9 protein-coding genes are annotated in these 12,299 nt (G+C 48.5%); 7 read left to right on the forward strand and 2 right to left on the reverse strand.

From position 1 onward, the window contains the following. Positions 1 to 77 precede the first annotated feature (77 nt). Positions 78 to 491 carry a histone-like nucleoid-structuring protein H-NS gene (gene hns, locus IB222_RS10675; RefSeq protein ID WP_003020723.1) on the reverse strand — a complete coding sequence of 138 codons (414 nt, stop codon included), beginning with the start codon at positions 489 to 491 and terminating at the stop codon, positions 78 to 80. Between the two features lie 610 nt (positions 492 to 1,101). On the opposite strand from hns, the gene tdk reads away from it, so the two are divergent. Next, positions 1,102 to 1,719, forward strand: coding sequence for a thymidine kinase (gene tdk / locus IB222_RS10680; protein WP_008784954.1), 618 nt, complete (start codon positions 1,102 to 1,104; stop codon positions 1,717 to 1,719). Positions 1,720 to 1,961: 242 nt separating this feature from the next. Here the strand turns inward: tdk and adhE are convergent, their stop codons facing one another. Further along, positions 1,962 to 4,640, reverse strand: a complete 2,679-nt coding sequence (adhE, locus tag IB222_RS10685) for a bifunctional acetaldehyde-CoA/alcohol dehydrogenase (protein WP_003833375.1) — start codon at positions 4,638 to 4,640, stop codon at positions 1,962 to 1,964. Positions 4,641 to 5,127: 487 nt separating this feature from the next. On the opposite strand from adhE, the gene ychE reads away from it, so the two are divergent. The 6 genes from ychE (at position 5,128) to oppF (ending at position 12,280) form a co-directional block, all read left to right on the forward strand. Beyond that, positions 5,128 to 5,775 carry an NAAT family transporter YchE gene (ychE, locus tag IB222_RS10690; RefSeq protein WP_003020714.1) on the forward strand — a complete coding sequence of 216 codons (648 nt, stop codon included), beginning with the start codon at positions 5,128 to 5,130 and terminating at the stop codon, positions 5,773 to 5,775. A gap of 771 nt (positions 5,776 to 6,546) precedes the next feature. After that, the gene (gene oppA / locus IB222_RS10695; RefSeq protein WP_048216252.1) at positions 6,547 to 8,178 is read left to right on the forward strand and encodes an oligopeptide ABC transporter substrate-binding protein OppA; all 1,632 of its coding nucleotides are present in this window, start codon (positions 6,547 to 6,549) and stop codon (positions 8,176 to 8,178) included. Between the two features lie 232 nt (positions 8,179 to 8,410). Further along, positions 8,411 to 9,331 (forward strand): oligopeptide ABC transporter permease OppB, encoded by a 921-nt coding sequence (gene oppB / locus IB222_RS10700; RefSeq protein ID WP_003020708.1) that lies wholly within the window; start codon positions 8,411 to 8,413, stop codon positions 9,329 to 9,331. 14 nt (positions 9,332 to 9,345) lie between these two features. Next, positions 9,346 to 10,254, forward strand: a complete 909-nt coding sequence (oppC, locus tag IB222_RS10705) for an oligopeptide ABC transporter permease OppC (RefSeq protein ID WP_003020701.1) — start codon at positions 9,346 to 9,348, stop codon at positions 10,252 to 10,254. Positions 10,255 to 10,265: 11 nt separating this feature from the next. After that, positions 10,266 to 11,279, forward strand: coding sequence for a murein tripeptide/oligopeptide ABC transporter ATP-binding protein OppD (gene oppD / locus IB222_RS10710; RefSeq protein ID WP_149384846.1), 1,014 nt, complete (start codon positions 10,266 to 10,268; stop codon positions 11,277 to 11,279). Next, a complete protein-coding gene (oppF, locus tag IB222_RS10715) occupies positions 11,276 to 12,280 on the forward strand; it encodes a murein tripeptide/oligopeptide ABC transporter ATP-binding protein OppF (protein WP_003833363.1) in 1,005 nt (334 codons plus the stop codon). The genes oppD and oppF overlap by 4 nt, the downstream gene beginning before the upstream one ends. The last annotated feature ends 19 nt before the right edge of the window (positions 12,281 to 12,299 follow it).

Genomic DNA, 12,299 nt, shown 5'->3' on the forward strand with positions numbered 1-12,299 from the left:
AATCCGGGTAGGTTTGAGCGAAGTACCGGTAAAAAAAATCCCGCCAGTGGCGGGATTTTAAACAAACTATTTCTGAATTATTCCTTGATCAGGAAATCGTCCAGTTGTTTACCTTGTTCTTCCATCGCTTTTTTGATCACTGCCGGTGTACGACCCTGGCCAGTCCAGGTTTTAGTTTCACCGTTTTCGTCAACATAGCTATATTTAGCCGGACGTGCAGCGCGCTTAGCTTTGGTGCCAGATTTAACAGCAGCCATGCTATTCAGCAATTCGTTCGGATCAATGCCGTCAGCGATCAGCATTTCACGATATTGTTGCAGTTTACGAGTACGTTCTTCAACTTCAGCAGCAGCAGCGCTTTCTTCTTCGCGACGCTCGCTAACTACAACTTCTAATTTTTCCAGCATTTCTTCAAGCGTTTCCAGAGTGCATTCTCTTGCCTGCGCACGAAGAGTACGGATGTTGTTCAGAATTTTAAGTGCTTCGCTCATTGTAGTAATCTCAAACTTATATTGGGGTGGTTTGTTGAGCTAATAATAGAGCGATAAATTCAGTTGTGCAATAGCCAGGAATGTAAGGAATTCAAAATTGCGCTTTATTTAGTATCAGAATTAATTCTCCTGTCTTAAATTCCCCATGATGTTGGGCATAAAAAAGGCTTATTGGCGAGGGGGCTTCTCAGCGGCTGAGAGTAAAAATTCAAGATTCAGGTCACATTTTATGGTGTACAAATAGTATCTCTTTGCAGTGATTTCAACCTTTTGTATTAGTTTTGCTTACGTGAATTCGCTAATACATGGCGACAGTAGGTAGATTCAATAACAATATGGGAAGGGGTTCTTTATTGCCGTATGATGATAAGTGACATTGATAAATTTCATGAGCACTATTTGTGAAAGAGTGTGTATATACGCGTCCGAGCTCAGGCTGTTTGGTCGATGGTTGTATGCTCTCTCACTACCCGTTACTTAAATTCAGGTGGCACTGTGCGAGCTTGCCCGCTCATTTATACGCCTTTGCGGCCAACGCTACACCGACATGTTCGTGAAATATGATACAATCCAGCCCATATTTATTTCCCCGGGTGAGGGCCTTCGGTCAATGGCACAACTATATTTTTACTATTCTGCAATGAACGCAGGTAAGTCGACTGCATTGTTGCAATCTTCGTACAATTATCAGGAACGTGGGATGCGTGCCGTTGTATATACAGCGGAAATTGATGACCGTTTTGGTGCTGGAAAAGTAAGTTCACGTATAGGTCTGTCGTCACCTGCAAAATTGTTTAACCAAAATTCATCATTGTTCGAAGAGATTCGCGCCGAGAATGCGCAGCAAAGAATTCACTGTGTACTGGTCGATGAGTCTCAGTTTCTGACCCGACAACAGGTTTATGAATTATCTGAAGTTGTCGATCAACTGGATATTCCTGTTTTGTGTTACGGCTTACGCACTGATTTTCGTGGTGAGTTATTTGGTGGCAGCGAATACCTGCTTGCGTGGTCAGATAAACTGGTTGAATTAAAGACCATTTGTTTCTGTGGCCGTAAGGCCAGCATGGTATTACGCCTTGATCAGGCTGGAAGACCTTATAACGAGGGCGAGCAGGTGGTTATCGGCGGGAATGAACGCTATGTGTCGGTATGTCGTAAACACTACAAACAAGCGCAGTCTGAGGGCTCTCTGACGGCGATACAAGAACGACACAGCCACGATTAACCCTGTACGCTTCTGAGCGCTTATAAACACAGGGTAGGCCGGAACCTTCGTCAATGTTCTCTACCCTGTCAGACTCTCTTCTGACGGCTAGTCTCACATCTTCCTGAATACATCTCTTACACTGCCATTCTATTCACATGGTTAAATTGTGTATTCCCCGATTTTCATAACACAAGACGAAAAAAAACGGCCCCAATTCAATTGGGACCGTTTATGATGAAACTAAAACTTATCTGAGCAAATTAAGCGGATTTCTTCGCTTTCTTTTCTGCTTTCGGTGCAGCTACTGCTTCAGTCTTAGCGGCGGTCTGACCTTCGCTATACTCACGACCGTAGTAGGTATCCAGCAGGATCTGTTTCAGTTCAGAAATCAGCGGGTAACGTGGGTTAGCACCAGTACACTGGTCGTCAAACGCATCTTCAGACAGTTTGTCCACGTGTGCCAGGAAGTCAGCTTCCTGAACGCCAGCTTCACGGATAGACTTAGGAATACCCAATTCAGCTTTGATTTCTTCCAGCCAGCCCAGCAGTTTCTGGATTTTCGCGGCAGTACGGTCGCCCGGTGCGCTCAGACCCAGATGGTCTGCGATTTCAGCGTAGCGACGGCGTGCCTGCGGACGGTCGTACTGGCTGAATGCAGTCTGTTTAGTCGGGTTGTCGTTCGCGTTATAACGAATAACGTTGCTGATCAGCAGGGCGTTCGCCAGACCGTGAGGAATGTGGAACTGAGAACCCAGTTTGTGCGCCATTGAGTGACATACACCCAGGAAGGCGTTAGCAAACGCGATACCGGCGATAGTTGCTGCACTGTGTACACGCTCACGTGCTACCGGGTTCTTAGAACCTTCATGGTAAGACGCTGGCAGGTTTTCTTTCAGCAATTTCAGCGCTTGCAGAGCCTGACCGTCAGAGAACTCAGAAGCCAGTACTGAAACGTAAGCTTCCAGAGCGTGAGTGACGGCATCCAGACCACCGAACGCACACAGTGACTTCGGCATATCCATAACCAGGTTGGCGTCAACAATCGCCATATCCGGAGTCAGCGCGTAGTCTGCCAGCGGGTATTTCTGCCCAGTTGCATCGTCGGTAACGACCGCAAACGGAGTCACTTCAGAACCGGTACCGGAAGTGGTGGTAACTGCAATCATCTTCGCTTTTACGCCCATTTTCGGGAACTTGTAGATACGTTTACGGATGTCCATAAAGCGCAGTGCCAGTTCTTCGAAGTGAGTTTCCGGGTGCTCGTACATAACCCACATGATTTTCGCGGCGTCCATCGGGGAACCACCACCCAGTGCGATGATTACGTCTGGTTTGAAGGAGTTAGCCAGCTCAGCACCTTTGCGAACAACGGTCAGAGTCGGGTCAGCTTCAACTTCAAAGAACACTTCGGTTTCAACGCCAGCAGCTTTCAGAACGGAGGTGATCTGGTCTGCATAACCGTTGTTGAACAGGAAGCGGTCGGTCACGATCAGCGCACGTTTGTGACCATCGGTAATCACTTCATCCAGTGCGATTGGCAGAGAGCCACGACGGAAGTAGATAGATTTCGGAAGTTTGTGCCACAACATGTTTTCAGCTCGCTTAGCAACGGTTTTCTTGTTGATCAGGTGCTTAGGACCAACGTTTTCAGAGATGGAGTTACCACCCCAGGAACCACAACCCAGAGTCAGGGAAGGTGCGAGTTTGAAGTTGTACAGGTCACCGATACCACCCTGAGAAGCCGGGGTGTTGATCAGAATACGTGCGGTTTTCATCATCTGACCGAAGTAAGCAACACGCTCTGGCTGGTTGTCCTGGTCAGTGTACAGGCAAGAGGTATGACCGATACCGCCCATCGCAACCAGTTTTTCAGCTTTGATGACTGCGTCTTCGAAGTCCTTCGCACGGTACATTGCCAGCGTCGGAGACAGTTTCTCGTGAGCAAACGGTTCGCTTTCGTCAACAACCTTCACTTCACCGATCAGAATCTTAGTGGTTTCTGGTACGGAGAAGCCTGCCAGTTCAGCAATCTTGTATGCCGGCTGACCAACGATAGCTGCGTTCAGCGCGCCATTTTTCAGGATAACGTCCTGGACTGCTTTCAGCTCTTTGCCCTGCAGCATGTAGCCGCCGTGAGTCGCAAAACGCTCACGTACTGCATCATATACGGAGTCAACCACGACGACAGACTGCTCAGAAGCACAGATTACGCCGTTATCGAAGGTTTTAGACATCAGAACAGATGCAACAGCACGTTTGATATCAGCGGTTTCGTCGATAACAACAGGGGTGTTACCTGCGCCTACGCCGATAGCCGGTTTACCGGAGCTGTATGCCGCTTTAACCATGCCTGGACCACCGGTCGCAAGGATCAGGTTGATGTCCGGGTGGTGCATCAGCGCGTTAGACAGTTCAACGGAAGGTTGATCGATCCAGCCGATCAGATCTTTCGGTGCGCCAGCAGCGATAGCGGCTTGCAGAACGATGTCAGCTGCTTTGTTAGTTGCATCTTTTGCGCGCGGATGCGGAGAGAAGATGATGGCGTTACGGGTCTTCAGGCTGATCAGTGATTTGAAGATCGCAGTAGAGGTAGGGTTAGTGGTTGGAACGATACCGCAGATGATACCAATCGGTTCAGCAATGGTAATGGTACCAAAAGTGTCGTCTTCAGACAGCACACCACAGGTTTTTTCATCTTTGTAAGCGTTGTAAATGTATTCAGAAGCGAAGTGGTTTTTAATCACTTTATCTTCGACAATACCCATGCCGGATTCGGCAACGGCCATTTTCGCGAGAGGAATTCGAGCGTCTGCGGCAGCCAGAGCGGCGGCACGGAAGATTTTGTCAACCTGTTCTTGAGTGAAACTGGCATATTCACGCTGGGCTTTTTTTACGCGCTCTACAAGTGCGTTAAGTTCAGCGACATTAGTAACAGCCATGATGCTCTCCTGATAATGTTAAACTTTTTTAGTAAATCATCTGCTCGATACGAGAGTATAGACAGACCGACGAAAATTTGTGTAATGGTTTGAAAATCAAACGGTTAATTAACGTCCACTTTACTTTGATTTACTAAAAGAGCTTATACGCTAGCGCCTGTTAACTCTAACGCGTTACCTCCAGGTGGCGTAAGCAAGATTACTCACTTCTGAGTAGTAATTGCGTGATCTGGATCAAAAATTCGCAAAGCTGACACCTTTCAGCAGGCCCTTTTAGCGTTTCTCGTTAAGTGTTAATAAATTGGCGTGATGAATGCTAATAACATTAGCATATTTAATACATATTAATAACACTGAGTATTGGTAGCGTATTTACATTGATATACGCAGATAGAAGGTGAAGTATGCTGACAAAAGGCGTATCTTCAGCGCGGAATTTATCAATTTTTATGACTCATTTTATCCGGCTAACGCTTCGGAGCTAACCGTGATCCAAACGCTATTTGATTTTCCTGTCTATTTTAAATTTTTCATTGGGTTATTTGCGTTGGTCAACCCGGTAGGGATCATCCCCGTCTTTATCAGTATGACCAGCTATCAAACTGCCGCAGCACGAAACAAAACCAACCTCACGGCAAACCTTTCTGTCGCAATCATCCTGTGGACTTCGCTGTTTCTTGGTGATGGTATTCTGCAACTCTTCGGCATCTCAATTGACTCGTTCAGGATCGCTGGCGGCATTCTGGTTGTGACTATCGCGATGTCAATGATTAGCGGAAAACTAGGGGAAGATAAACAAAACAAACAGGAAAAATCAGAAACCGCAATTCGTGAAAGTATCGGCGTTGTGCCGTTGGCATTGCCGTTGATGGCGGGGCCGGGGGCGATAAGCTCAACTATTGTTTGGGGTACGCGATATCATAGCGCGATTAACCTGTTTGGCTTTTTTGTAGCGATTGCGTTGTTTGCCCTGTGCTGCTGGGGGCTGTTCCGCATGGCACCATGGTTAGTGCGCCTGTTGGGCCAAACCGGTATCAACGTCATTACGCGTATTATGGGGCTGCTGTTAATGGCTTTGGGTATCGAATTTATCGTTACAGGCATCAAATCCATTTTCCCTGGTTTGCTGGCCTGAAACCTCTCTTCTGTGCAAACGGAGTCGTGTCCGGCTCCGTTTCATTTCATTATCAGTAAAACTTCTCACTAAAGTTGAAAATCAGCAGAGCAATAATAAAAAATGCTGATGATTAACTCTCCTGTTAGTCATTGATTCTAAAGATATAACACGTCTCAGTACGCCCGGTGAAGACCGATACTGCTGTTATTTTATTAACATCATACTCTGGGGCTTGCTGAAGGATTATCGAAATGTTATTAGTTATTTCAGCCTTTATTTCAGATGAATGTGCTAATTAATAACCAATTGTTAAATTTATGTGCATTTTGACATGGCGTTGACTTCGGACAGGATGGTTAACACCATAGTCGACATAATGTATTGATTTTTGTGAATTTCCCATAACGAATCTTCATTCGTAAGACTTTTTAAGTGAGATTTATTTCCAATAAAAGAGAATTGGTTAACAAATTTGTAAAATGTATTGGCGGTTAAGAAACGCATTTGATACTTTCCGGCCAGATATTATGCAGAAGAATTCACATTGATGAGAATCATTTGCAGTTAGTTTCTCTCAACAGGGTAATAGCGTGTTTCCGGCAGGGGAGGCACGTAGAGAATCGACGCAAGGCGGTCATACGAATCGCCAGAATAAATAAAGTCGGTGATAGCAAGCAGTAAAACAATAAACCACCTGACGGCAGAAAATCTCCGGTGCCGTACAGGGATCCTGACAGGATTAACAGTCTGGTTAAAAAACCAGCCATAATAATGAGGGAGTACAACACAATGACTAACATCACTAAAAAAAGTTTAGTAGCTGCGGGGATCTTAACTGCGCTAGTCGCTGGAAATGTTGCCACGGCGGCAGTCGTGCCAGCGGGTGTGCAGCTTGCTGAAAAGCAGACTCTGGTGCGCAATAACGGTTCGGAAGTGCAGTCACTCGATCCCCACAAAATCGAAGGTGTACCTGAATCCAACATTAACCGTGACCTGTTTGAAGGTTTATTAATCAGTGATGTCGATGGCAAACCATCGCCTGGCGTGGCTGAAAAATGGGAGAATAAAGATTTTAAAGTCTGGACATTCCATCTGCGTAAAGATGCAAAGTGGTCTGACGGCACGCCTGTTACCGCGCAAGATTTCGTGTATAGCTGGCAACGACTGGCTAACCCAAATACCGCTTCACCGTATGCCAGTTATTTGCAGTACGGTCATATTGTCAATATTGATGATATTATCGCCGGTAAAAAACCAGTCACCGATCTGGGTGTAAAAGCTCTCGACGATCATACTTTTGAAGTTACCCTCAGCGAACCAGTTCCTTATTTCTACAAACTGCTTGTGCACTCCTCCGTTTCACCGGTTCCCAGAGCGGCTGTTGAAAAATTCGGCGAGAAGTGGACCCAGCCCGCTAACATCGTTACTAACGGTGCGTATAAACTGAAAGACTGGGTTGTCAACGAGCGCATTGTGCTTGAGCGTAATACCAACTATTGGGACAACGCCAAAACGGTTATTAACCAGGTAACCTACCTGCCTATTTCTTCTGAAGTGACTGACGTTAACCGCTATCGCAGCGGTGAAATCGACATGACCTATAACAACATGCCGATTGAGTTATTCCAGAAACTGAAAAAAGAGATCCCGAACGAAGTCCACGTTGACCCCTATCTGTGCACCTATTATTACGAAATCAACAACCAGAAAGCACCGTTCAACGATGTTCGTGTTCGTACCGCCCTGAAGCTGGCGTTGGATCGTGACATTATCGTCAATAAAGTGAAAAACCAGGGTGACCTGCCGGCATATAGCTTTACTCCTCCATACACTGATGGTGCGAAACTGGTTGAGCCAGAGTGGTTCAAGTGGTCTCAGGAAAAACGTAATGAAGAAGCGAAGAAACTGCTGGCTGAGGCCGGATATACCGCTGAGAAACCGCTGACCTTTGATCTGTTGTATAACACCTCAGACCTGCATAAGAAGCTGGCTATTGCCGCGGCATCTATCTGGAAGAAAAATCTGGGTGCTAATGTGAAGCTGGAAAACCAGGAATGGAAAACGTTCCTCGATACGCGCCATCAGGGCAACTATGATGTTTCGCGTGCGGGCTGGTGTGCAGACTATAACGAACCGACGTCCTTCCTGAATATGGTGCTGTCCGACAGCTCCAATAATACCGTCCACTATAAGAGCCCGGCATTTGATAAGCTGATTGCGGATACGCTGAAAGTGACGGATGAAGCGCAGCGCAGCGAACTGTATTCGAAAGCGGAACAGCAGCTGGATAAAGATTCTGCGATTGTACCGGTTTATTACTATGTTAATGCCCGCCTGGTGAAACCATGGGTTGGCGGATACTCCGGTAAAGACCCGATGGATAATATCCACGTTAAAGACTTGTATATTATCAAGCATTAATGGCAAGACGTGGGGCGATCATGTTGCCCCACAGTGTCTTTTTCTTCGAACTATAAATACCTCTTTAGACAAAGAGAGGTATACCCTAAACACTTCACGTTGCAGGAAGGCGGCAACGCAGCGAATCGCCAGGAGCTTACTTAAGTAAGTGACTGGCGTGAGCGAGTAAAGCCAACGCACTTGCAGCTTGAAGTATGACGGGTATAAAGGCACACGCCAGAAGGTACGGGCAATGTTAAAATTTATATTACGTCGCTGTCTGGAAGCGATTCCGACGCTGTTTATTCTTATTACGATTTCATTCTTTATGATGCGCCTTGCGCCCGGAAGCCCATTCACCGGGGAACGCGCGTTACCGCCAGAGGTGCTGGCGAATATTGAAGCGAAATATCATCTTAACGATCCCATCTCGACGCAGTACTTCAGCTATCTGAAACAGCTGGCGCACGGCGATTTTGGACCATCCTTTAAATATAAAGACTACACGGTTAACGACCTCGTTGCCTCGAGCTTTCCGGTTTCTGCGAAGCTGGGTGCGGCAGCCTTTATTCTGGCGGTACTCGTCGGTGTTAGCGCCGGAGTGATAGCCGCGCTGAAGCAAAATACACGTTGGGACTATACGGTGATGGGGGTGGCTATGACCGGGGTGGTTATCCCCAGTTTCGTGGTCGCTCCCTTATTGGTCATGATATTTGCCATAACCTTGAAATGGCTACCCGGCGGGGGCTGGAACGGCGGGGCGCTGAAATTTATGATCCTGCCGATGGTGGCCTTGTCACTGGCCTACATCGCCAGTATCGCACGTATTACTCGCGGTTCGATGATTGAAGTACTGCACTCTAACTTTATTCGTACCGCGCGCGCTAAAGGGCTGCCGATGCGGCGGATTATTTTCCGTCATGCGTTAAAACCAGCGCTGTTGCCAGTGCTGTCCTATATGGGACCGGCATTTGTCGGCATTATCACCGGTTCGATGGTTATTGAAACCATTTATGGTTTGCCGGGTATTGGCCAGTTGTTCGTCAATGGGGCGTTAAACCGCGACTATTCGCTGGTTCTTAGTCTGACCATACTGGTGGGTACGCTGACCATCGTGTTTAACGCGATTGTCGATGTGCTGTATGCCGTTATCGACCCGAAAATTCGTTACTGATACTGGAGCTCGCTATGATGTTAAGTAAGAAAAACAGCGAGGCGCTGGAGAATTTCAGTGAAAAGCTGGAGGTTGAAGGCCGTAGCCTGTGGCAGGACGCGCGTCGACGCTTTATGCATAACCGCGCGGCGGTAGCAAGCCTGGTGGTGCTGGTAATTATTGCGCTGTTCGTAACGCTGGCACCGATGTTGTCGCAGTTTACCTACTTCGATACCGACTGGGGCATGATGTCCAGTGCGCCGGATACGGAATCAGGCCACTATTTCGGTACTGACTCGTCGGGACGCGACCTGTTGGTGCGTGTGGCAATTGGCGGGCGCATTTCGCTGATGGTCGGCATTGCGGCGGCGTTAGTCGCGGTGGTTGTTGGTACGCTGTACGGTTCTCTGTCGGGCTACCTCGGCGGAAAAATCGACTCGGTGATGATGCGTCTGCTGGAAATCCTCAACTCCTTCCCGTTCATGTTCTTCGTGATCCTGCTGGTCACCTTCTTTGGGCAAAATATTCTGCTGATTTTTGTCGCTATCGGGATGGTCTCCTGGCTGGATATGGCGCGTATCGTGCGTGGGCAAACGCTAAGTCTCAAGCGCAAAGAGTTTATTGAAGCGGCGCAAGTGGGTGGGGTGTCTACCGTGCGTATCGTTATCCGCCATATTGTGCCGAACGTGCTGGGTGTGGTGGTGGTTTACGCTTCATTGCTGGTGCCGAGCATGATCCTGTTTGAATCCTTCCTGAGCTTTTTGGGATTAGGTACGCAGGAGCCGTTAAGTAGCTGGGGCGCGTTGCTCAGTGATGGTGCCAACTCTATGGAAGTCTCACCATGGCTGCTGCTGTTCCCGGCTGGTTTCCTGGTGGTCACTTTGTTCTGTTTTAACTTTATTGGCGATGGCCTGCGTGATGCCCTCGACCCGAAAGACCGTTAAGGAGTGCAGCCATGAGCGTAATTGAAACCTCAACCGCGCCGCTCGCGCAACAACAGGCTAACGCACTGCTGAACGTAAAAGATCTGCGCGTGACGTTTGCTACCCCCGACGGCGATGTTACTGCGGTCAACGATTTAAACTTTTCTCTGCGAGCCGGAGAAACGTTGGGTATTGTCGGGGAGTCCGGTTCGGGTAAATCGCAAACGGCCTTTGCCCTGATGGGCCTGTTGGCGACAAATGGTCGTATCGGGGGCTCCGCAACGTTCAACGGGCGTGAAATTCTGAATTTACCGGAACGTGAACTGAACAAACTGCGCGCCGAGCAAATCTCGATGATTTTCCAGGACCCGATGACGTCCCTCAATCCATACATGCGGGTCGGGGAGCAGTTGATGGAAGTTCTGATGCTGCATAAAGGCATGAGCAAAGCGGAAGCTTTTGAAGAGTCAGTCAGAATGCTGGATGCGGTGAAGATGCCGGAAGCGCGTAAGCGTATGAAAATGTATCCGCATGAATTCTCCGGTGGTATGCGTCAGCGCGTAATGATCGCCATGGCACTGTTGTGCAGGCCCAAATTACTGATAGCCGATGAACCGACCACTGCGCTTGATGTAACGGTACAGGCGCAAATTATGACGCTGCTGAATGAACTGAAAAGCGAATTCAACACCGCGATTATCATGATCACCCACGATCTGGGGGTTGTTGCCGGTATTTGCGATAAAGTCCTGGTGATGTACGCCGGACGTACTATGGAATACGGCAGTGCGCGGGATGTCTTTTATAAGCCCGTTCATCCGTATTCGATTGGTTTGCTAAATGCCGTACCTCGTCTGGATGCAGAAGGGGAAGAGATGCTCACTATACCAGGTAACCCACCGAACCTGCTGCGTCTACCAAAAGGCTGTCCATTCCAGCCGCGTTGCCCGCATGCGATGGAAATCTGTAGCAGTGCTCCGCCACTGGAGGAGTTTAGTCCAGGCCGCCTGCGTGCCTGCTTTAAGCCGGTGGAGGAACTGGTATGAATGCGGTGACCGAACAACGTAAAGTGCTCCTTGAGATTGCCGACCTTAAAGTCCATTTTGATATTAAAGATGGCAAACAGTGGTTCTGGCAACCGACTAAAACCCTGAAGGCGGTTGATGGCGTAACCCTGCGACTGTATGAGGGCGAAACCCTGGGCGTGGTCGGTGAATCAGGCTGCGGGAAATCGACCTTTGCCCGTGCGATTATCGGCCTGGTGAAGGCCACCGATGGAAAGGTTGCCTGGCTGGGTAAAGATTTACTGGGCATGAAACCCGATGAGTGGCGGGAAGTTCGCAGCGATATCCAGATGATTTTCCAGGATCCGCTGGCATCGTTAAACCCGCGCATGACCATTGGTGAAATCATTGCCGAACCGCTGCGAACTTATCATCCGAATCTTCCTGGTCAGGAAGTCCGCGACCGTGTGAAGGCGATGATGATGAAGGTAGGATTACTGCCCAACCTGATTAACCGCTACCCACATGAGTTTTCCGGTGGCCAGTGTCAGCGTATTGGTATTGCCCGCGCGCTGATCCTCGAACCGAAGTTGATTATCTGCGATGAACCCGTTTCGGCGTTGGACGTGTCAATCCAGGCCCAGGTGGTTAACCTGCTGCAACAGCTTCAGCGAGAAATGGGATTATCGTTAATCTTCATTGCCCACGACCTCGCGGTGGTTAAACATATCTCTGACCGTGTGTTGGTTATGTATCTCGGACATGCGGTGGAATTAGGGACCTATGATGAGGTGTACCATAACCCGCTGCATCCTTATACCAAAGCGCTGATGTCTGCGGTGCCGATCCCCGATCCGGATCAGGAAAGGAATAAGGTTATTCAGTTGCTGGAAGGCGAGTTACCGTCCCCGATTAATCCTCCTTCCGGTTGTGTGTTCCGTACGCGCTGCCCGATTGCTGGACCGGAATGCGCAAAAACGCGCCCGGTTCTGGAAGGAAGTTTCCGACATGCAGTTTCCTGCCTGAAAGTAGACCCGCTATAATCCTGAGGGCTGACAAAGG

Origin of the sequence: Citrobacter sp. C13 (assembly GCF_014596815.2) — a bacterium.
Lineage (GTDB): Bacteria > Pseudomonadota > Gammaproteobacteria > Enterobacterales > Enterobacteriaceae > Citrobacter > Citrobacter portucalensis.